The sequence below is a fragment of the Actinokineospora alba genome (assembly GCF_004362515.1).
GTDB classification, from domain to species: domain Bacteria; phylum Actinomycetota; class Actinomycetes; order Mycobacteriales; family Pseudonocardiaceae; genus Actinokineospora; species Actinokineospora alba.
Window position 1 is genome coordinate 462575 of sequence record NZ_SNXU01000001.1, and the last position, 20475, is coordinate 483049.

General features: G+C 69.6%; 18 protein-coding genes. 11 read left to right on the forward strand and 7 right to left on the reverse strand.

Annotation, left to right across the window (positions count from 1 at the left end):
* Nucleotides 1–71 precede the first annotated feature (71 nt).
* The 4 genes from C8E96_RS02150 to mtnA are packed head-to-tail and all read right to left on the reverse strand — an operon-like array spanning nt 72 to nt 4497.
* Entirely contained in the window at nt 72–2258 is a 2187-nt protein-coding gene (locus C8E96_RS02150) for a PLP-dependent transferase (RefSeq protein ID WP_091370326.1), read from the reverse strand.
* Nucleotides 2251–2862 carry a 1,2-dihydroxy-3-keto-5-methylthiopentene dioxygenase gene (locus C8E96_RS02155; RefSeq protein ID WP_091370324.1) on the reverse strand — a complete coding sequence of 204 codons (612 nt, stop codon included), beginning with the start codon at nt 2860–2862 and terminating at the stop codon, nt 2251–2253. Before C8E96_RS02155 ends, C8E96_RS02150 begins: the two co-directional genes overlap by 8 nt.
* A 13-nt stretch (nt 2863–2875) precedes the next feature.
* Nucleotides 2876–3484 carry a methylthioribulose 1-phosphate dehydratase gene (gene mtnB / locus C8E96_RS33040; RefSeq protein ID WP_166657850.1) on the reverse strand — a complete coding sequence of 203 codons (609 nt, stop codon included), beginning with the start codon at nt 3482–3484 and terminating at the stop codon, nt 2876–2878.
* The gene (gene mtnA / locus C8E96_RS33045) at nt 3481–4497 is read right to left on the reverse strand and encodes an S-methyl-5-thioribose-1-phosphate isomerase (protein WP_166657851.1); all 1017 of its coding nucleotides are present in this window, start codon (nt 4495–4497) and stop codon (nt 3481–3483) included. The genes mtnB and mtnA overlap by 4 nt, the downstream gene beginning before the upstream one ends.
* Before the next feature lie 433 nt (nt 4498–4930).
* Here mtnA and C8E96_RS02165 point away from each other — a divergent pair, with 433 nt between their 5' ends.
* Both C8E96_RS02165 and C8E96_RS02170 read left to right on the forward strand, forming a co-directional pair.
* Nucleotides 4931–5947: a GNAT family N-acetyltransferase gene (locus tag C8E96_RS02165; RefSeq protein WP_166657852.1), complete on the forward strand. Its 1017-nt coding sequence runs from the start codon at nt 4931–4933 to the stop codon at nt 5945–5947.
* Nucleotides 5944–7185 (forward strand): MFS transporter, encoded by a 1242-nt coding sequence (locus C8E96_RS02170; RefSeq protein WP_091370319.1) that lies wholly within the window; start codon nt 5944–5946, stop codon nt 7183–7185. Before C8E96_RS02165 ends, C8E96_RS02170 begins: the two co-directional genes overlap by 4 nt.
* A 347-nt stretch (nt 7186–7532) precedes the next feature.
* Here the strand turns inward: C8E96_RS02170 and C8E96_RS02175 are convergent, their stop codons facing one another.
* A complete protein-coding gene (locus C8E96_RS02175; protein ID WP_228769670.1) occupies nt 7533–8741 on the reverse strand; it encodes an acyltransferase family protein in 1209 nt (402 codons plus the stop codon).
* Between the two features lie 185 nt (nt 8742–8926).
* Nucleotides 8927–9463 (reverse strand): dihydrofolate reductase family protein, encoded by a 537-nt coding sequence (locus C8E96_RS02180; RefSeq protein ID WP_091370316.1) that lies wholly within the window; start codon nt 9461–9463, stop codon nt 8927–8929.
* 216 nt (nt 9464–9679) lie between these two features.
* Here C8E96_RS02180 and C8E96_RS02185 point away from each other — a divergent pair, with 216 nt between their 5' ends.
* From C8E96_RS02185 to C8E96_RS02220, 8 genes are all read left to right on the forward strand, one after another.
* Nucleotides 9680–10435 carry an SDR family NAD(P)-dependent oxidoreductase gene (locus C8E96_RS02185; protein WP_091370314.1) on the forward strand — a complete coding sequence of 252 codons (756 nt, stop codon included), beginning with the start codon at nt 9680–9682 and terminating at the stop codon, nt 10433–10435.
* A 44-nt stretch (nt 10436–10479) separates the two neighbouring features.
* Complete coding sequence (locus C8E96_RS02190) at nt 10480–11913, forward strand: FAD-dependent oxidoreductase (RefSeq protein ID WP_091371332.1); 1434 nt, start codon at nt 10480–10482, stop codon at nt 11911–11913.
* 88 nt (nt 11914–12001) lie between these two features.
* The gene (locus tag C8E96_RS02195) at nt 12002–14176 is read left to right on the forward strand and encodes a molybdopterin-dependent oxidoreductase (protein WP_091371330.1); all 2175 of its coding nucleotides are present in this window, start codon (nt 12002–12004) and stop codon (nt 14174–14176) included.
* A gap of 41 nt (nt 14177–14217) precedes the next feature.
* A complete protein-coding gene (locus tag C8E96_RS02200; protein WP_091370312.1) occupies nt 14218–14445 on the forward strand; it encodes a DUF6222 family protein in 228 nt (75 codons plus the stop codon).
* A 137-nt stretch (nt 14446–14582) separates the two neighbouring features.
* The gene (locus C8E96_RS02205; RefSeq protein ID WP_091371328.1) at nt 14583–14891 is read left to right on the forward strand and encodes a putative quinol monooxygenase; all 309 of its coding nucleotides are present in this window, start codon (nt 14583–14585) and stop codon (nt 14889–14891) included.
* Nucleotides 14888–16090 carry a helix-turn-helix domain-containing protein gene (locus C8E96_RS02210; RefSeq protein ID WP_091370310.1) on the forward strand — a complete coding sequence of 401 codons (1203 nt, stop codon included), beginning with the start codon at nt 14888–14890 and terminating at the stop codon, nt 16088–16090. Before C8E96_RS02205 ends, C8E96_RS02210 begins: the two co-directional genes overlap by 4 nt.
* 98 nt (nt 16091–16188) lie before the next feature.
* A complete protein-coding gene (locus C8E96_RS02215; protein WP_091370308.1) occupies nt 16189–16467 on the forward strand; it encodes an AMED_5909 family protein in 279 nt (92 codons plus the stop codon).
* 148 nt (nt 16468–16615) lie between these two features.
* Entirely contained in the window at nt 16616–17407 is a 792-nt protein-coding gene (locus C8E96_RS02220; protein ID WP_091370306.1) for a TIGR03084 family metal-binding protein, read from the forward strand.
* 8 nt (nt 17408–17415) lie between these two features.
* Here C8E96_RS02220 and C8E96_RS02225 read toward each other — a convergent pair whose 3' ends face one another.
* The gene (locus C8E96_RS02225; protein ID WP_091370304.1) at nt 17416–18060 is read right to left on the reverse strand and encodes a class I SAM-dependent DNA methyltransferase; all 645 of its coding nucleotides are present in this window, start codon (nt 18058–18060) and stop codon (nt 17416–17418) included.
* A 54-nt stretch (nt 18061–18114) separates the two neighbouring features.
* On the opposite strand from C8E96_RS02225, the gene C8E96_RS02230 reads away from it, so the two are divergent.
* Nucleotides 18115–20370, forward strand: coding sequence for an ATP-binding protein (locus tag C8E96_RS02230; RefSeq protein ID WP_091370302.1), 2256 nt, complete (start codon nt 18115–18117; stop codon nt 20368–20370).
* Nucleotides 20371–20475 lie beyond the last annotated feature (105 nt).

The window sequence follows — 20475 nt, forward strand, 5'->3', positions numbered from 1 at the left end:
CCACCGTCACTACGAACGCCGACAGGCCGCGGCTTCCGTTTCCGGTAGCCGCGGCCTGTGGGTCGCGCGGGTCAGGCGGCCAGTTCGCCCTGGCTGTCCGACATCCTGGCGTGCGCCTCCGCCAGCCCGTCGGCTATGGCCGCGGCGAGGACGTCGATCTGGTCGCCGCGGTCACCGGCGAAGATGCGGACGAACCACGGGTCGTCGTCGGTGATGTCCTGGACCCAGAGGCGGGGCACCGCGTAGCCGAAGCTGACGCCCTTGGTCAGCTGCACGCCGCGTCGGCGGGCGTTGGCCAGGATCAGCTCGATGACGCCGTGCAACTCGGGCTTGTTGTTGCGGCCGTCCTCGTGCAGCAGGAACGTCACCACGCCGCCCGCGTACGGCAGCGCCGCCGCGATCTCCGCGTCCGGGTGGTGCGGCAGCTTGGGGTAGACGACCACCCCGGCGTCGCGAACCCGGGGGTCGGCGTGCAGTGCGGTGGCGAGGTCCTCCGCGTTGGTGCAGATCCGTTCCATCCGACGCTTGAGGAAAGCCCGGTCGTAGCGCGGGAACAGCTCGGCGTTGTGTCGGTAGAGGACGGTGCCGGTGTTGCGGCGCAACTGGTCGAGGCGGGGCCGCAGTTCGATCGGGAAGGCGATCAGGCCCGCCAGGGTGGCATCCATCCCCAGCTGCATGTACTTCGTGCAGCTCTCGTAGTAGAAGATCTCCAGCTTGTCGTCGCTGCGCAGCAGGTCGGCGGGCAGCGCCGCGGCGAGCATGGTGCCGTCGACGATGACCGTGGTGCGGTGGGTGACCACGTCGCGCAGGCGGGCCAGCAGCTGGGGGATGTCGACCATGCGCTGCCGGGCGCTGTTGGCCACCGGGTCGGCGAAGACCACCTTGGGCTGGTGCCGGACGACCTCGGCGATGATGTCCTCGACCGAATAGCTCGCCGAGCGCACCAGGTTGACGAACGTCAGCCCGTCGAGCTGCTCGGTGGCCTCGTAGTAGGTGTAGGGCGCCTGCAGGACGGTGTCGCCCGGCTTGAGCCGGTCCCGGATGAGGAACGCCTCGATCGCGGTGAACGCCGCCATCCCCGAGGACGCCACCAGCAGGCCGAACTCGTCGGCCGGGAACTCCAGGACCTCCTGCAGTTGGCGCTCCACACGCAACACGGCGCTGTGCGTGCCGTTGCGGTCGTAGTTCATCTCGGGGGACTCCTGCGAGCGGGTGTCGAAGAACTGCACGACCTTCGACTGCCCGTAGGACTGCGCCGACCACTCCGCGGCGTTGCGCACGTAGGCGATGGTCGCCAGCGCGAAGCGCAGCACCGACTCCCCCGCGGTCAGCACGTCGGAGTCCACGGCGGGATGCGAGCTCACCAGCGCCCGCTGCACTCCAACCCGTTCCTCCGCGTGCAGTGCGTCCGCGGCGAGCCGGTCGAGCACTGTCGGGTCGAGCATCAACCCGTTCTCGGCACAGAATGCGGCGTGGTCGGCCAGCTCGGTGCGCGCGGCGCGCAGTTCGCGCGCGGCGCGGTCGAACTGCTCGATCAGGTCGGCGGCCTGCGGGGACAGCTCGGCCCGAACGGGCTCCACGCCCGCGGGCGCCGCCGCCTCAGCCGCGAGTGAGCCCTCGGTCAGCTCGAACTGGCTGGCGAACAGTTTCGGGTGCGCGGCCCGGATGCCCTCGGTGACCAGCAGGAACGGGAAGTCGTCGAACTCGCCGTACTCGTGGAGGAACTCCATGTACCGCTGCCCACCCTTGTCGTACGGGTGGTAGACGCTGTCCTCGGTGCCGTCGAACTCCAGCGGCGTGATGCCGTAGACCTTGCACAGCAGCTTGTTGAACACCGGCGTCGCCCTGACCCACTTGCCTTCCAGGTACACCGACGTCAACGCGTGGAACCGGAAGACGTCGCCGCCGACCAGCCTGCGCAGCCGGGGCGACGCCAGGTGGTTGCGCACATCGGTCATCACCAGCCGGGCCGGGATGCCCGCGGCGCGGCAGGCCGCGACGAACACGATGGACTTGTGCACGCAGAAACCGCGCCCGGTGTCCAGAATGGAACTGGCCTGCAGTCCCTCCCGGCTCAGGTTCGCGCCGTACACCTCGTAGAGGATGTCGTCGCGCACGGCGTAATAGAGCGCGACGGCCTTCTCGGTCGGGGATTCCCCCACACCCCGCAGCGCGCGGTCGACGAACGCCCGCACGGTCGGGCTCTCGTGATCGAGGAACTCCGTGGCCGCCAGCAGCCTGGTGGTCTCGTCAACCATTCCGTTCACCTTCCAGAGACAACAAATCGGACGCCGCCGGGGCAAGCAGCTCGTCGAGGGTGGGCATGGTGGCGGCGATCGCGGACCCGGTGAACCCGGCCACCCAGCCGTCCTCGGCCTGAAAGAACCGGATGGCGCAGAAACCGGGTCGGATCCCCATGTCGAACCAGTGCGTGGTGCCCGCGGGCACCGACATGAGGTCGCCCGCGGTGCACACCACCGCGTAGACCTTGTCTCCCAGGTGCAGGTAGAAGCACCCGGCTCCCTCGACGAAGAACCGCACCTCGTCCTCGTCGTGGGTGTGCTCCTCAAGGAACTTCAGCCGCGCCGCCCGCGCGCGTTCGACCCCCGCGTCGGTGTCGTCGGGCACCATGCGCACGACGTCGACCAGCGGGTACGGACCCTCCGCCGACAGTGTGTCCACTTCGGACCGATACGCGGCGAGCACGTCGTCCTGCGCGGCGTCGGCGGGCAGCGGCACGGTGGCCCAGCGCCGCAGGGTGATGCCGAACGGCGCCAGGTTCTCGGCGATCCGGTCGAGGTCGTCGGTGCGCAGCAGCACGGTGGCGGCGTCGTCGTCAGCCATGATCTGCAGCAGAGTCATCGCACGCCTCCTCTCAGCTCGCCGCTCGGTCGATCAGCAGCCGCAGCCTGCACAGCGTTTCCAGGCACTCCATCCGGTCGCGTGCCACGCGCAGGGAGGGGCCCCAGCTCGTCGCGCCGTGCGCGCCGATCAGGAACACCGGCGGCGTGCGCATGGCCACCCGCGCCTCGACTTCCTCGGCGATGCGCGGCACTTCGGCGTGGTTGGGGAAGACCGGGACCGTGACCGAGGCCGGGTCGCCCCCGCGGAGTCCTTTGATGATCTCCAGCCCGGAGAACGTGACCGAGTTCTCGCCGCGAGCCGTGGCGATCGCCGCCACCGCGGTCGCGTATGGCGGGTGCGCGTGCACGACCGCCTGGCAGCCGGCGAACCGGCGGTACAAGGCGGTGTGGATGGTCGTCTCCGCCGACGGCTGCCTCCGGCCGGGCTCGACCGGGCGCGAGTCGGCGATGCTCACCCGCACGGTGTCCGCCGCCGTCAGCTCGCCCTTGCTGACCCCACTCGCGGTGATCAGGGCGGCCCCGTCGGGCAGGCGGAGCGAGATGTTGCCCGCCGTGCCTTCCATCCAGCCCCGCCGGTACAGCTTGGCGGTGAACTCGGCCAGTTCCTCCGCGGGGGTCATGACGCCACCTCGCGGCGGGCGCCGACCGGGCGGTACGTGCCGTTCTCGGTGACCACGGCGGTCACCAACTCGGCGGGAGTGACGTCGAACGCGGGATTGAACACCCGAGTGCCCGCAGGGGCGATGGTCACGCCTGCCAGCGTGGTCACCTCGTCTGGCTCGCGCTGCTCGATCACGATGGCGCTGCCGTCGGCCAATGTCTCGTCCACAGTGGACATCGGGGCGGCCACGATGAAGGGCACCCCCGCCTGGTGCGCGGCCAGGGCGAGCGAGTACGTCCCGATCTTGTTCGCGACGTCTCCGTTGGCGCACACCCGGTCCGCGCCGACGAGCACGCAGTCGGCCATGCCCGCGGCCAGCGCGGCGGGCAGTGCCGAGTCGACGCACAGCCGGTGCGGGATGTTCGCCTCGGCCAGCTCCCACGCGGTCAGCCTCGCGCCCTGCAGCAGCGGGCGGGTCTCACCGAACAGCACCTCCTCGACGTGGCCCGCCTCGGCCAGCAACCCGATCGCACCAAGGGCGGTGCCCCGTGCCACGGTGGCGAGCCGCCCGGTGTTGCAGTGCGTCACCAGCCGCAGCGGGCGATGGCCGCACAGGCGCAGCACCAGATCGGCGGTGTGCTCGGAGACGGCGAGGTTGAGCCGCTCGTCCTCGGCCAGGATCACCAGCGCCTCGTCGAGCACGGCGCCCGCGCCCTGCGGGATGCGCTCGGCGACCCGGCGCACCGCCCAGGTCAGGTTCACCGCGGTCGGCCGGGCGTCGGCGATGCGGCGGGCGTCGGCGCGCACCGCGAGTTCGTCGCACTGCCCGTTCCTGGTGTGCTGGGCCGCGGAGATCGCGACGGCCAGCGCACCCGCGACCCCGATGGCGGGGGCACCCCGGATCGCCAGCCGGTTGATCGCGTCGATCACCTCATCCACCGTGCGCAGGTGGAGAAGCCGGTACTCGTGCGGAAGTGCGCACTGGTCGACCGCGACCAGCGCGGCGTCCTCCCAGGCCAGCGAACGTGTCATGGCTCCGTCCAGGGTCGTGGTCGGTTCAGGCGGCCAGCCGGTCGGCGACCGGGTATGCCGTGGGCCGCGCATCCGCCGTGACCGTGGCGGGCGGCGCCATCTCGAGTCGGTCGCGCGCCACCACGATTTCCACCGGATCGAATGAGTGAACGATGAAATTCCGCATACATATCGGTGGCCGCGATGGGGACGACGAACGGGAACGACCACAACAATCCGCGTGCGGTGCTCGACATTCTCGTCTCCGATGATTCGCGCTGGCAGATGCCGGTGTGGGGCATCGGGTTCCAGCATCGCCACCGCCTCGGGCCGGGGCATCCTCTGGATTGCCGCTCGACTTCTCCGAAAATGCGCATTCCATTTACTGGCCTGCCCACGGGTCGGCGGCGGCGTTATCGTCGAAGTCGAGTCCAGGCCAACCCAGGGAGTCCCGATGACCCTCGCCCCGGACATCCGCCGTCACACCGTCTTCGACACCGACGAATGGCTGGATGCGTGGAGCAAGTCGACCATCGAACAACAGCGGGTCCTGCACCCTGGCGCCCCGGGGCGCTATCTGCTGGAGTCCTCGCCGTTCTGGCTTGGCTATGAGGTCGAGGCCGGGTTACCGCCCACGTGGGATCGGCCGTTGCTCACCGTCGGCTCGGTCTACTCGGTGTACGGGCCGACGTTCCTCACGCCCGATCCCGCCGCGGTCGCCGACCTCGTCGACGACGCCCGGGCCCAGGCGGCCGAACTCGACACCGCGGGCGCCATGGTGTTCAACCTGCCCGACGCCGACGCCCGCAAGTGGGCCGCGGTGCGCGAACCGGACGCGGTGATCCGCCTGGACATGTCGTACTACCGGGTGCCCGGTGTCGGCAAGGACCCGGTGATGGGCGACACCAAGCAGCACCCGCGCAGCGAGTGGCGCAGGCGGTGGCGGCGGGCGACCGAGAAGGGCGTCAAGCTCGTCGAGGAGTTCGCGCCGACCGCCGCGGACATCGACCGCGTCGTGGAGCTGACCAACGGTTCCGCGGTCAAGCACGGCTGGCCCGCGCTCTACGACCACGCCACCATCGCCGCCGTGCTCACCGTGCCCGGGGCCCGGCTGATCCAGGCCGAGTGGGAGGGCGTCGTCATCGGCGCGTTCGTGGCCATCGAGCACGACAGCTTGCTGTACCTGTGGGCGGGCGGCACCGACCACACCGTCTACCACCTGGTCAGCCCGTACCCGTTCATGCTCTACGAGCTGTTGGCCCAGGGGGTCGAGCGCGGCTGGCAGAAGCTGGAGTTCGGCCGGGGCAACGACGACTTCAAGGTCCGCCACGGTTTCGACGGGGTCGGGCTGTGGTCGCTGTGGTACGCGGCCCGGCCGGAGCAGGTGGCCCTCTACCGGCCGCGGCTGGACGCCCTGCACCGTTCCTGCGTCACCGCGCAGGGTCACCCCGACCAGGAGCCGATCTTGTGACGACGGGCATCCGCGCGAAGGTCGCCGCGCTGCTGCTGAGCGCGGCGATGATGAACGTCGCCTACACCGTGCTGATCCCGCTCGTCCCGACCCTCAGCGAGCGGTTCCACCTCTCGCCGTTCGAGATCGCGGCGGCGTTCGGCGGCTTCGCGCTCGCCAAGGCGCTCGCGCAGCCGCTGGGCGGCATCCTGGTCGACCGCGTGGCCAACCCGGCACTGCTGGGCTTCCTCGGTCTCGGGATCACCGCGGGCAGCATCGCGGGCCTCGCCTTCGCGGGCGCGGGCTGGCAGATCCTGGCCTGGCGGCTGGCCTGGGGCGTCGCCGAAGGCCTCACGATGCCCGCGCTCTACCGCCTGGCCAGCGCCCTCGGCAGCGAATCCGAGTACGGCACGTCCAAGGTCATGGGCTGGTTCGGCGCGGCGTGCGCGGGCGGCATGGTCGTCGGGCCGCTGCTCGTCGGCGCGCTGTACCCGTTCCTCGGCTTCACCGGCGTGTTCCTGACCGGTGCCGCGGTCACCGCCGGGGGCGGGGTGCTGCTGCTGAGCATGCGCCACTCGCTGAACACGCTGCAGGAGTCCGAAAGCGACACTGGGCACGACAAGGCGGCCACCGGCGCGACGATGCGACTGGTCGCGGTCCTGGTCGGTCTGTTCGCTGTGGTCGACCTGGTGAACAACGCGGTGTTCGCCGCGATGGAGCCGGTGCTCCCGCTGCACCTCGACCAGGTGACCGGCGACGGTGTCGCGTTCACCTCGGTGATCTTCAGCATCGGCCTGGCGGTGTTCATGGTGGGCACCATGGCGTCGTCGCGGATCGTCGAACGCAAGCCGCTCCTGGTGGTCGCGGGCTTGTCGTTCGGCGTGGAGACCGTCGGGCTGGCCGTTCTCGGTCTCACCGACGGAATTGTCGCGCTGTGCGCCGGGTTCCTGCTGTTCATGGCCGCCCAGCCGGTGCTGTACATGGTGGCGCGACAAGGGGTCAACCTGGTCCCGCGCCACCAGCTGGGTCGCGCGTTCGGCGCGTTCGGGCTGGTATCGGACATCGGCTTCATCGTCGGGCCGCTGATCGGGGCACTGGTCTACGGCTGGACCGGGTCCGGGGTGTTCCTCGCGCTGGCCGCGGTGACGGCGGTGACCGGTGTGGCGCTCTTCGCCGCCCGCGCCATGCCCGACCGGCTCGTGGCAGGCATCTACCAGCCCGCGCCGGTCGAACCGCGCGACGCCACACCCGCGCCCTGAGGCGTTTCGGGTTCGTTCGCTACCCCAGCACTTGACACAGGCCCGTCGGCGACCCGCCAGGGACACCGCGATCGGCGCCTCGACAGCGTGCGTCTGGCCCACACCGTCGGCACACCGAGTTCCTCCCCGAGCAGGGCACGCGCATCCATTCGCCGTAGCCCACAGTCCGCAGTCCATTGTCGACTGTCCACTGCGGGGCTCGCCTTCCTCAACGGACGCAGACCATCCCTATCACCCACAGGACTTCCGTCGCACCAGCCGCACCGACACTGCCCCTGACCACACACGTACGCACACAAAACCGCGCGGGCCAGACAGTGTGTCTGGCCCGCGCGGTCGGTGGGTGTTCAGGAGGCGAGGCGGTCACCGCTGGGCGGATCGGCCGAAATGGACGCGGCGGGCACTGAGGCCAGCCGTGGTGCGCGACGCGAACTGGCGAAGCGGCGCATGATCGGGCGTTCGACGCACGTGTACAGCACCGTCGCGGCCAGGAGCGCGCCCGCGAACAGCAGCGCGAGCACGGCCAGCGCGACCGGTGTGCTCCAGGTGTTGGTCTGCCCGAGCAGCCGGTGACCGTAGTCCAGGACCAGCTGGTGGACCATGTAGAAGGCGAACGAGATGTCGCCGAGCCAGACCATGAACCGGCTCGACAGCCAGCTGCCTTCCTTCGCCGCGTCCACCTTCGCGCCCGCGACGATGATCAGGCCGAGCGGCACGACCATCGTGGCCGCGACCCGGTACGGGCCGGAGAACAGCGGCGTGAGCGCGTAGGCGGCCACCGCGAGCGCCACCGCGCCGCCGAAGCTGAGCGGGATCGTCCGGCCGGTGATGACGATCCGGGCGATGAAGATGCCGAACACGAACTCCAGCATCCGCACCGGCGGGAACGAGGCGACGAACCACTGCTCGAACAGGGTCAGGCCGGTCGGCATCATCGTGCCACCGGCAAGCGCCTGCGCCTCGGGCAGCACGGTGGCCAGCGACGGGACGAGGAAGATCGCCAGCACGACCACGCCGGTCCAGGCCCAGAGCCGCTCGGGGCGGATCCGCTTGATGCCGAAGTACAGCGCCGGGAACGCGAGGTAGAACAGCAGCTCGCAGGACAGCGACCAGGACACCACGTTGCCGCTGTAGAGCACCGACAGATCAGGGAACCATGCCTGGATCAGCAGCAGGTTGTACCACCAGGTGCCCTTGGCGGCGGCGCCCGTGACCGCGATCAGCAGGACGAAGGCGATGACGGCGGTCACCAGGTGGTTGGGGAAGATCTTGAACAGCCGACGCCGGTAGAACTTCCGCACCGTGTCCGCGGAACGCACCGACCAGGTCAGGACAAATCCACTGAGGATGAAGAAGAACGAGACGCCGGTCCAGCCGCCCCCGCCCACGACCGCGCCGAGCGTCTCCGTCGCACCGGGCGAGGCGAACAGCCCGGCGTACAGGACCCCGTGGAACAGGAAGACCATCAGCGCGGCGATGAACCGCAGTCCCGTCAGTGATGGCAGGCGAGACCCCGTGATGTCCGCCCGCGCGGGTAACTCTGTTGAATGAGGCATAGGTCGCCCTCCGCTTTGGTCGGCCCCACAGTGTCGAACACGACCATGGCCGTTCCCGGTAGCACCCGCATCCTCGTCCTTGCGGAAGTCCGTCCGGCCCAAAAGGACAGTCGTCGAAGGACGCACAAAGCAGCGGCGCCTCCCGGGTTCTCCGGGAGGCGCCGCTGCTTGTCGTGTGCGACTGGCTACTCGTCAACCGACAGCGGCTCGTACTTCTGCAGGATGACGCCGGTGTGCAGCACGTGGGCGGCCTTGAGCTTCATCCGCACGTGGCCGAGGCCGTGGAACGGCCGCACCGGCTCGCTCCAGACGATCGGGTGCACCCAGAAGTGGATCTCGTCCGCGAGACCGTGCTTGACCAGGTTGAAGGCCAGTTCACCGCAGCCGTAGCTCAGCAGGTTGCCGGTGTGCTCGGCCTTGAGCCTGCGCACCTCGTCGACGAAGTCGCCCTTGATGAGCGACGCGTTCCAGTCGAGCGGCTCGGTCAGCGTCGTCGAGGCGATGTACTTCGGCATGCTGTTCACCCGCTCGGAGAACGGGTCGGTGAGCGGCTTCCAATACGGGGCGATGGTCTCGAACGTCTTGCGCCCGAGCAGCATCGCGTCCCCGAGCACGAGATCGTCGGCGTCGGCGCCGTCCTGGCCGCCTCCTTGATGCCATCCCATCTCCGGACCGATGCTGCCATCGGCCGTCGTCTGAAACGTGATGATTACCTTGCCCATCAGACTTGCCTCTTCCCTTTCGTCGGGCACTGTTCGTGCGTAAGACTCGGGCCCGGTGTCGACGCGCGGTGTCACCCGCACGATGGTCCACCGGTCGATTGTCCTCGCCCCGAACGGATTCGACATCTTCCAAAGTGCGCACCGCGGTGCGGCGGCCTCTGATCCGCCGCAACGCCGGAGATGCCGCGTGCCGGGCACGGATGTCAGGCTTGCCGCATGTCTGAATTCGACGGCAAAACCGTTCTCATTACCGGCGGTGGGAGCGGAATCGGCTTTGCCACCGCGCGACGATTAGTGGACGCGGGCTGCAATGTCGTGATCGCCGGCCGCCGCGTCGATCGGATCGACGCCGCGGCGAAGGAGCTCGATCCCGACGGTGACCGGGTCCTCGCCGTGGCCACCGACGTGGCCCGCACGGAAGACCTCGACGAATTGATCGACCGGATCCGACAGCGATACGGCAGGCTGGACGGCGTTTTCGCCAATGCCGGTATTTCGTTCAACTCACTGAGCGCCGATGTCAGCGAAGCCGATTTCGACCGGGTCGTCGGCACCAATTTCAAGGGCGCGTTCTTCACCATCCAGAAAGCGGTGACCCTGTTCGACGAGGGCGGCGCCATCGTGGTCAACGGCACCTGCCTGGCGCACCGCGGCATGGGCCCGGCGTCGGTGTACGCCGCGACGAAGGCCGCCGTGACCAACCTGACCCGTTCGCTCGCCGCCGACCTGGCGGGCCGAGGCATCCGGGTCAACGCGGTCAGCCCCGGGTTCATCGAGACGGACATGCTCGACGAGGTCGCCCCCAACGAGCAGGCACGCGCGGGGATCAGCGGCCTGGTCCCGCTCGGCAGGCTCGGCAAGCCCGAGGAAGTCGCCGACGCGGTGGCGTTCCTGCTGTCCCGACGCGCTTCCTTCATCACCGGTCAGGACCTCGGTGTCGACGGCGGCATCGTCAGCTCATTCCCGATGTGAGGACGTCCAGGAATGCCAACCACGGATTCAAGGAGGTGACCGCGATGGGCCAGCAGGATGGGACTCGCGCGGTGGTGCTCGGCGGCAGCATTGCCGGGTTGTTCGCGGCCAGGGTGCTCGCGGACGCCTACGACGAGGTGCACATCGTGGACCGCGACAAGCTCGTCGGCGTCAAGGGGGTGCGGCGGTTCTGCCCGCAGAGCCACCAGGCCAACGGCCTGCTCGCCCGTGGCGTGCAGGTGATGGAGGAGCTCTTCCCCGGGCTCACCCAGGAGATGCTCGACTACGGCGTCCCGACCGGTGACCTGTCCGGCAGCTGCCGCTGGTACGCCCGGGGCAACCGGCTCAAGCAGCAGCACGCCGGACTGCAGACCCTCGGCGTGGTGCGGCCCCTGTTCGAGTGGTTCATCCGCGAGCGGGTGCAGCAGCTCCCCAACGTGGTCTTCATCGAGGAGCACGACATCCTCGGCCTCACCACGACGGCCGACAAGAGCCGGGTCACCGGGGCACGGGTGCAGAAGCGCGGCACCGACACCGCCACGGTCATCGATGCCGACCTGGTCATCGACGCCACCGGTCGCGGCTCGCGAACCCCGGTCTGGCTTGAGGAACTCGGCTACGAGAAGCCGTTCGAGGAGCGCAAGAAGATCGACCTGGGCTACGTGACGCAGCACTTCCGCCTGCGCCCCGGCGCCAACGGGTTCGTCAACGACGTGGCGATCAACCAGATCGCGAACGCCGACGTGCCCCGCGGCAACGTCTTCTTCCTCGTCGAGGACGGCAAGGTGGAGCTGACCACCTACGGCATCCTCGGCGACCACCCGCCCACCGACTACGACGGACTCATGGCGTGGCTGAAGTCGCTGCCCGCCAAGGACGTCTACGAGACGCTGAGCTACGCGGACCCGGTCGACAAGGCGATGCCGTTCAAGTTCCCGACGACGCTTCGCCGCCACTACCACAAGCTGCGCCGCTTCCCCGAGGGCCTGCTCGTCACCGGCGACGCCGTCACCACGTTCAACCCCGTGTACGCACAGGGAATGAGCGTCGCGGCGCTGTGCGCGCTGGTCCTGCGCCAGCACCTGCACAGCGGTGCCGCGCCGGTGCCGCAGGACTACTTCCGCGACCAGGCGCTCGACGCCATCGACCAGGCGTGGGAGATGACCAACCAGATCGACCTGAGCCTGCCGGGGGTCAAGGGCGAGCGCACCTTCAAGATCCGCATGGGCAACTGGTTCCTGAAGCGGGTCCAGATCGCCGCGACCCGTGACGCCGACATCACCGCCGCGTACTTCAAGGTCGCGGGCCTCATCGAGAAGCCCGAGTCGATGATGAAGCCGGGCTTCGCACTGAAGGTGCTGTGGAAGTCGCTGTTCGGCCCGTCGAAGGAAAGCCGGGAGCCGTTCGTGTTCGAGGTGGCTCCAGGCGTCCAGCCCGCCTACGGCGAGTCCGCCGAGCAGCTGCCCAAGGCAGCGTGACGGCACCCACTGTCCACATCGGCCACGGGAGTTCCGCCGGGACTCCCGTGGCCGTGCCCTTATGGGCGATCCCACCACAGGAGTGTCGATGACCACCGCGCACCGGACGTGTCCCATCTGTGACGCCGTCTGCGGCCTGAAGATCGATCTTGACCCCGCGGGCCGCGTCACGAAGGTGCGTGGTGACGCCGACGACCCGTTCTCGAAGGGCTACATCTGCCCGAAGGGCGCGAGCCTGGGCCGCCTCGACGAGGACCCGGATCGCCTGCGGCATCCCATGATCCGCGAGGGCGACCAGTGGCGCGAAGCCAGCTGGGACGAGGCGTTCGAAGCCGTCGACCGCGGGCTGACGGGTGTCATCGAGAAGCACGGCCGCGACGCTGTCGCCGTGTTCTTCGGCAACCCGACCTATCACACGATGGCCGGGTTCATGTACCGGATGCCGTTGACCCAGTCGCTGAACACCCGCAACACCTACTCTTCCGGCACCATCGACCACATGCCCAAGCACGTGGCCTGCGGCCACCTGTACGGCGACCCGTTCGCGATCGCGGTGCCCGATGTCGACCGCACCGACTTCCTGTTGGTCATCGGCGCGAACCCCATGGAGTCACACGGTTCCCTGTGCGCCGCGCCCGACTTCCCCCGCAGGCTGCGGGAATTGCGTGAGCGTGGCGGCAAGCTGGTCGTGATCGACCCGCGGCGCACCAGGACCGCGGCGATCGCCGACGAACACCTGCCGGTCCGGCCGGGCACCGACCCGTTCCTGCTGCTCGCCGTCGTCAACACGCTGCTGACGGAGAACCTGGCCAAGGTCACGCTCGACGTCAACGGCCTCGACGAACTGCGCGAGCTGGCTGCGGAGTTCACCCCCGCGGTGGCCGAAAGCGTTTGCGGCGTGCCCGCCGAGGACATCGCCCGGCTGGCCCGCGAGCTCGCGGCGGCGCCGACAGCGGCTGTCTACTCGCGCATGGGCGGGTCGGTGGTGGAGTTCGGCACGCTGACCCAGTGGCTGGTCGACGTGGTCAACATCCTGACCGGCAACCTGGACCGCCCCGGCGGGACCATGTTCACCAAGACGGCCGCGCTCGAGGTGTTCCGCTCCGGCGAGCCGTTCCAGGCCGGCCGGTGGAAGAGCCGGGTCCGCGGCCTGCCGGAGGCGCTCGGCGAGCTGCCCACGGCCACGCTGGCCGACGAGATCGAGACCCCCGGCGAGGGCCAGGTGCGGGCGCTGGTGGCGATCGCGGCCAACCCGGTGCTCGCCGCGCCCAACGGGCCCCGGCTCGAGCGCGCGTTCGAGGACCTGGAATTCATGGTCTGCGTCGACCCGTACCTCAACGAGACGACCCGGCGGGCGCACGTCATCCTGCCGCCGCCGCGCATGCTGCAGATGCCGCACTACGACTTCCTGCTGCAGATCGTGACGGTGCGCAACTACACGAGGTTCTCCCCCGCGATCCTGCCCCTGGAGCCGGACCAGCGGTCCGAGGCCGAGATCCTGGCCCGGCTGACCCTGATCGCGGCGGGCGCGGGCGCGTCGGCCGACCCCGCCGGGCTGGACGAGACGGTCCTCGGGCAGCTCGTCGGCGCGGCCACCCAGATCCCCGGTTCCCCGTACCAGGGCAGGGATCCGGCCGAGGTGCGCGCCGAACTCGACGGCGACAGCGGGCCCGAGCTGATGCTGGACATCATGCTCAAGCTCGGTCCGTACGGCCTGTCGCTGGCGCGGCTGCGGGAGAACCCGCACGGCATCGACCTCGGGCCGCTCGAGCCGCGGCTGAAGGAACTGCTGTGCACGCCGTCCGGGCGGGTCGAGCTCACCCCGCCGCCGATCGTCGAGGACCTCGGCAGGCTGCGCGCCAAGCTGTCCGCCCCGACCCCGGAGCTGGTGCTGATCGGGCGGCGGCAGCTGCGCTCCAACAACAGCTGGCTGCACAACGTCCCGTCCCTGCTCGGCGGGAGCAACCGCTGCACGCTGCACGTCAACCCGGCCGACGTCGCCAAGTACGGGCTCGGTGAGCAAGCGATCGTGCGGTCGGCCACCGGCGAGGTGATCGTCGCCGTCGAGCCGACCGACTCGATCAGGCCGGGTGTGGTGAGCATCCCGCACGGGTGGGGCCACAAGGGCAGCGAGCAGCGGGTGGCGGCGCAGAACCCCGGCGTCAACGCGAACGCGCTGACCGACGAGCTGGTCGTGGACGTCCCGTCCGGCAACGCCGTGTTCAACGGTGTGCCGGTCACCGTCAGCCCTTATGAGCCGTAGCAAGGAACTGTCCGGAACCCGACAAGGAACGGAGCACCGCCGTGTCACTATCCGACGCAACACCGCGCCGCGAACAGCAGGAAGAGCCGCCCGCCAACCCGGTCACCCTGGTCAGCCTCGTCGACGAGATGGTGGACATCAACCCGCACGCCCCGCACAACCCGAACCTCGCCGCGGGGATCGTCTGGGCCGACATCCTGGCCGACATCGCCGCCGACGAGGAGGAACGCCAACTCCGCGCCGCCGAACGCCTGAGCGACGCCGCTTAGCCCGCACGCTCGTCAGTCAGCAACACCGAAGGCGCCCCAGCCCATCCGGCTGCGGCGCCTGTTGCTGTCGGCACAGCTCACGTACGAGCTAGTACTAAAAGTGCTAGCCTGGCGGCTCCGTACGAATGGAGCTGCGCATGTGGGCTTTGGTGGTCCGATTCGACCTTCGCGACGAGAACGCGGCGACGGGTTTCGACGGGCTTGTCGCCGAACTGGTCCCGCGGATCGCCGAGCATGAGCCGGGAACCCTGGTCTACGCGGTGCATTCCGTCGAAGGTGAGCCACTGTCCCGGGTGTTCTACGAGCTTTACGCGAGCCGGGAGGCTTTCGACGACCACGAGCGTCAGGAGCATACGAAGGCGTTCCTGGCCGCGCGGGAGCAGTATGTGGCCGATCTCCGGGTGGAGTTCCTGACTTCGCCGACAGGCAAAGGGCTCCAGCCGTGAAACCCGCCGACGCCAAGGCGTTGGGGCGGCAGGTCGCGTTTCACCGAAGCCGACTGGGACTCTCGCAACGGGAACTCGCCGCGCGGCTCTCGCGCTCCGAGAGCTGGGTCAGCCAGGTCGAGCGTGGCGTGCGGCACGTGGATCGCATGTCGGTTCTCGAGAAGGTCGCCGAAGTTCTCGATGTCCCGCTGTCCGAGCTCGCCACGGAGAGTGTCATCGCCGCCCCGGAACCACCGCGGGCCGCTACCGCGCTCAGCCTCGCGCTGTGTTCCAGCGACGCGCTTCACGCGGTGCTTTCCGAGGTCTCGCCGGTCGATGTGGAACGGCTCAGCCTTCGCGCGGACCAGGCGTGGGAGTTCGCGCACGACTCCCGGCACGAGGATCTGAGCCGGCTTCTGGGCACGCTGATCCCCGAACTCGAATACGCGTCGAGAAAGACCACGGGGGCGAACCGGCGGCACCTCTGCGCGGCCAAGGCCAAGGCCTACCACGCAGCTGCGGGCGTGTTGTCGAAGCTGGGCGAGACGGCCGCGGCCTGGGTGGCCGTCGACCGCTCGATCGCGGCGGCCGAGGACGCCGATGACCCCTTGCTGATGGGCGCGGGCGCCTTCCGCCTCGCCATCGTCTTTCAGCAGGCACGCCGGTTCGATCTGGTGAAGCGCACGGCGACCACCGCCATCAGCGCTCTCAGCCGGTTGGCCGAGAAAGGCGACCTTGGCGCTGTCGCGCTGACTGGCGCGCTGTTCCTTCAGCTGTCGGTGGCGTCAGCCAGATCGAACGAAGGTGACGATGCCTATTCGTACCTGGCGAAGGCCGGCCGAGCGGCCAAGAGGATCCGCACGGACACCAACAGCCACAACACCGAGTTCGGGCCGACGAATGTCGCGCTCCACGAGATCAGCATCGCGGTCGAACTGGGCGACGCCGGCCGCGCTCTGCGCGTGGCGGAGAAAGCGGATGTGTCATCGCTTTCCCCCGAGCGCCAGGCCCAGATGCTGATCGACGTGGCGCGGGCACATGCGCAGCGCAGGCAGACAACCGCACTGTTGGAAACCCTGCGCAAGGCCTATGACATCGCTCCCGAGCAGGTGAGCGCACATCCAGGGGTCCACGATCTCGTGCGGGACGCGCTTCGCGATGGCGAGATCAACACGCCTCACTTGCGGAAGCTCGCCGCCGATCTCAACATCGCCACCTAGCCGCACATTTTGTACTAGCTCACATTTCTAGTCTTGCCCGGAACTCGCGGCGTAGCTACCTTCCGTTGTGCTGGAGGACAACGGAAGGACGTCTCACCATGAACTCGCGAAGCAAGTCTGGCCGCGAGATACGGACCCTGGCCCAGGCGAACGAACTGCTCGGCAGCCAACGGCCACGACAAAGCGCGCCGTTGACCGAGTGGTTGACCTTCTACCGACACAGCGCGGCTGTCTACGCGGAGGTCGCGGAAATCGACCGCGGACATCACCACGAGGCTCTGTACTGGGCCAGTCGCGAGCGAGCTCGAGCCGAGGAGATCGTTTCCGAGATCGACCGCGCGAAGCGGAACCAAGCAGCGGACCTCACTCAACGCTAGGCGAGGCAAGACCGCCTTGGCCTGTCCGGCGACCCCCTCTCCGGCAAACCCCTTGGTGGGCAAGCAAAGGGCACGCGCGGATAAGACAGTGGAGCCTGGCCCCGCCATCCTTGGATGGAGGCAAGCGACGGTCGAGAGGACAAAGCACGTGACGCAGCGAGACGTGATCGCCGACCTGACCGCGGAGGGCGAGGAGATCGAGGCGATGCTCGCCGGGCTCGCCGACGACGCCTGGGACCAGCCGTCTCCGGCACCCGGTTGGACGGTCGCCCACCAGGTCGCCCACCTGGCTTTCATCTTCCGCCTCGCGGGCACCGCGGCCGCCGAGCCGGAGGTCTTCAAGGCGATGGCGGCGCAGGCTGCGGGGGACTTCGAGGGCGCGGTCAACGCAGCCCTCGGCCTGTACCTCGGCACCCCGCCGAACGTGCTGCTGTCGCGCTGGCGCGAGGAACGCGACACCGCGATCAAGGCCCTGGCCGCCGTGCCGGCCGACCAGGTCGTGCCGTGGCTCGTCCGGCCGCTGCCGCCCGCCGTGCTCGCCTGCGCGGGCATGATGGAGTTGTTCGCCCACGGTCAGGACGTCGCCGACGCGGTCGGCGTCACCCGGGAGTACACCGACCGGCTGTGGCACGTCGCCTGGTTCGCCACCCTCGTCTGGGACTTCGGCTACCAGTCGCGCGCGTTGCCCACGCCCGACGTGCAGTACCGCTACGAGCTCACCGCGCCGTCGGGCGCCACCTGGGAGTTCGGACCCGCCGACGCCGAGCAGCGGATCACCGGCCCGGCCGAGGACTTCTGCCTGCTGGTCACCCGCCGCAGGCACCGCGACGACCTCGCGCTCAAGGCGGTCGGCCGCGACGCCGAGTACTGGCTCGAGATCGCCCAGGCCTACCGCGGTCCGGCGGGCGAGGGCAGGCGGCCGGGCCAGTTCAAGGCCTGACCAAGCCCTCAGCGCGGCGACCGCCGCACGAGCAGGTAGCAGCGGTCGCTCGCGTGTTCGGGTCCGTGCGGAGCCCGGTCGAGCCGGGCCACGACGGCCAACCCCGCCGCGGTGAGCGCCTCCGTTTCGGCGGCGGGGTCGAGGAAGTGGAAGGTGAGGTCCACCTCGTGACCCCACCAGCCGTCGAGGTGCCGCGCGCCGCCGGTGGGGAGGTCGGCGTCGCTGGTGTGGAAGGCGATCAGCGCGTGCCCGCCCGGCCGCAGGACCCGCGCGAACTCGGCGTAGGCCGCGGCGCGCTGGTCGGTCTCGAGGTGGATGACGGCGTAGAGGCAGACGAGGCCGTTCAGCGCGTCCGACCGGATGGGGAGCGCGGCCAGGTCGGCGGCGGCGGCCGGGATGCCCGACCTCAGGGCGGCGGTGCACATCGCCGGTGAGAGGTCCATGCCGACGACGGGGACACCGCGCTCGGCGAGGTGGCGGGCGACGTGCCCGGGACCGCAGCCGAGGTCGGCGACGGGACCGTCAGCCAGCTCCACGAAGGCGTCGAGCAGGGCGCGGTCGAGCGGCTTGTGGCGCAACTCGTCCCCCAGTTCGGCGGCGTACCGCTCGGCGACGAGGTCGTAGCTGCGGCGAGTGCGCGCGGCGTCGGTCATGTGGACCAACCTAGGCGCTAGATTGGGTCGTTCCGGAATCCCGCGTCTGGTGAGGTGTGGACACTGCCCAGCGAACTGACCAGCTACATCGGCAGGCGGCGCGAAGGCACGCGGGCCAGGCAGTTGCTTGCCGCGGGCGCGCTGCTCACGCTGACCGGCCCCGGCGGCGTCGGCAAGACCCGGCTGGGGACCCGGGTCATGCGGGACGCGGCTCGCGGCTTCGCCGACGGCGTCGTGTTCGTCGGGCTCGCCGAGTTGCGGGACCCGGCGCTGGTGGCGAACGTGGTCGCCGACCGGCTGGGGCTGGGCGACCGGTCCACCAGGCTGGTCACGTCGACCGTGGTCGAACACCTGCGGGAGCGCTCGCTGCTGCTCGTGCTGGACAACTGCGAGCACCTGGTCGACGGGTGCGCGGAGTTCGTCCGTGAGGTGCTGACCGGGTGCCCCGGCGTCGCTGTGCTGGCCACCAGCAGGCAGTCGCTGGGCATCGCGGGCGAGCGGCTGTTCCCGGTGCCCCCGCTGTCCGTGCCCGACGACACCGGGCCGTGTGCGCCGGAGGAGTTGGCGCGCTACGACAGCGTGTGCCTCTTCGTCGACCGGGCGGTCGCAGTGTGGCCGACATTCGGGCTGACGGTGGAGAACTGCGCCGACGTGGTGTCCCTGTGCCGTTCGCTTGAGGGGCTGCCGCTGGCGATCGAGTTGGCGGCGGCGCGGATTCGGTCGCTGTCGCCGGGGCAGATCGTCGAGCGGCTGGCCCGGCGGCTGCCGCTGCTGACCGCGGGCCCGCGCACGGCGCCGCAGCGGCAGCAGACGCTGCGGGCCACCATCGACTGGAGCCACGAGCTGTGCACCGAGGCCGAGCAGGCCCTGTGGGCCCGTGCGTCGGTGTTCGCCGGTTCGTTCGACGTGTCCGCCGCCGAGTTCGTCTGCGCCGGAGCGGGTGTGGACAGCGCCGAGGTGCTGAACCTCGTCGACGCACTGTTGGACAAGTCCGTGCTGGTGCGCGACACGACGGACACCGACGCGCGCTACCGGATGCTGGAGACGCTGCGCGAGTACGGGCAGGAGCGGCTGGCCGAGTCCGGTGACCATGCCCGGGTTTCGCGACTGCACCGCGACTGGTTCGACCGGTTGACCGCCACCGCGGACGCCGAGTGGGCGAGCCCTGACCAGCTCGCGTGGGTCACGAGACTCAAGCACGACCACGCGAACCTGCGAGCCGCCCTCGACTGGTGCCTCACCGAGCCCGGCGAGGCCGGGGTCGCACTGCGCATGGCGTCGCGGCTCGACGAGTACTGGAGCCTGCGCGGATTCACCACCGAGGCGCGGATGTGGCTGGACCGGGCCCTGGCGGCGACACCCGAAGACCACCCCGACCGCCCGTTCGCCCTGGGCGTGGCCGCGCTGCACGCGCTGTGGCAGTCCGATATGGACAGTGCAGCCGGCCAGCTGGCGCAGGCCGAGAACCTGGGTGGCGACAACGCGTTCCTGGTGACCTACCTGGGATACGTGCGCAGCCTGGCAGCGTTGATCTCACTGGACTTGCGCACCGCCGAACTCGCCACCGCCGCCGCCGCGGGCTTCCGCGAACTCGGCGAGGTCCGCCGGGAACTGCACCCCCTGTTCATCCAAGGCGTGGCACTCGCCTACGGCGGCGACATCGAAGGCGCCCGCGCCGCGCTCGACCGAATGATCGAACTCTGCGAGTCACACGGCGAGAAGTACCACCGGGCCATGGCGATGTTCGGCGTGACCATGGTCGAAGTCGACTTCGGCGACGTCGACCGGGCGGCCGAAGCGGCACGGAAAGGACTGCTGGCCGACCTGGCCATGGACAACTCGTTCGGCGAGACCTTCCACTTGGAGAGCATGGCCTGGGTCGCCGACCGCCAGGGCGACCACCCGCGCGCCGCGACCCTCTTCGGCGTGGCGGCGCCCCTGTGGGCCGACCTCGGCACGACCCCGGAAGCCGCCGTCTCGATGCCCCACCTGTTTCATCGCGACAACACCCGAAAAGCCCTGGGAGACTTGGCTTTCGACCAGGCCCACGCGGCGGGCCGGGCCATGTCCGCCGCCGAACGACGGCAGTACGCGTTGGGGACCGAACCAGCGGAACCGGAAAGCCCGCTGACCCAGCGCGAAGCGGAGATCGCGGAGTTGGTGGCCGAGGGGATGACCAACGCGGACATCGCGGCGAAACTCGTCATCGCCCGGCGGACCGCGGACACCCATGTCGGGAACATCCTGACGAAACTCGGCTTCTCGAGTCGGGCACAGATCGCCGCCTGGGCCGTACGACGGCGCCGCTGACGTCGGCCGTTCGCCGGCCGGCTTTGGGGGGCCTGTTTGGGTGGTTCGCCTTGATTTGGGGACCCCGGAAATGGGCCTGCGCGGGTAAAGCGGGCAGGATGAAGA

Excerpts from the sequence above, each read along its gene's own strand:
- C8E96_RS02150 (WP_091370326.1), bottom strand. The coding sequence starts at position 2,258 with ATGGTTGACGAGACCACCAGGCTGCTGGCGGCCACGGAGTTCCTCGAT.
- C8E96_RS02155 (WP_091370324.1), bottom strand. The coding sequence starts at position 2,862 with ATGACTCTGCTGCAGATCATGGCTGACGACGACGCCGCCACCGTGCTG.
- mtnB (WP_166657850.1), bottom strand. The coding sequence starts at position 3,484 with ATGACCCCCGCGGAGGAACTGGCCGAGTTCACCGCCAAGCTGTACCGG.
- mtnA (WP_166657851.1), bottom strand. The coding sequence starts at position 4,497 with ATGACACGTTCGCTGGCCTGGGAGGACGCCGCGCTGGTCGCGGTCGAC.
- C8E96_RS02165 (WP_166657852.1), top strand. The coding sequence starts at position 4,931 with ATGACCCTCGCCCCGGACATCCGCCGTCACACCGTCTTCGACACCGAC.
- C8E96_RS02175 (WP_228769670.1), bottom strand. The coding sequence starts at position 8,741 with ATGCCTCATTCAACAGAGTTACCCGCGCGGGCGGACATCACGGGGTCT.
- C8E96_RS02180 (WP_091370316.1), bottom strand. The coding sequence starts at position 9,463 with ATGGGCAAGGTAATCATCACGTTTCAGACGACGGCCGATGGCAGCATC.
- C8E96_RS02185 (WP_091370314.1), top strand. The coding sequence starts at position 9,680 with ATGTCTGAATTCGACGGCAAAACCGTTCTCATTACCGGCGGTGGGAGC.
- C8E96_RS02190 (WP_091371332.1), top strand. The coding sequence starts at position 10,480 with ATGGGCCAGCAGGATGGGACTCGCGCGGTGGTGCTCGGCGGCAGCATT.
- C8E96_RS02195 (WP_091371330.1), top strand. The coding sequence starts at position 12,002 with ATGACCACCGCGCACCGGACGTGTCCCATCTGTGACGCCGTCTGCGGC.
- C8E96_RS02205 (WP_091371328.1), top strand. The coding sequence starts at position 14,583 with ATGTGGGCTTTGGTGGTCCGATTCGACCTTCGCGACGAGAACGCGGCG.
- C8E96_RS02215 (WP_091370308.1), top strand. The coding sequence starts at position 16,189 with ATGAACTCGCGAAGCAAGTCTGGCCGCGAGATACGGACCCTGGCCCAG.
- C8E96_RS02225 (WP_091370304.1), bottom strand. The coding sequence starts at position 18,060 with ATGACCGACGCCGCGCGCACTCGCCGCAGCTACGACCTCGTCGCCGAG.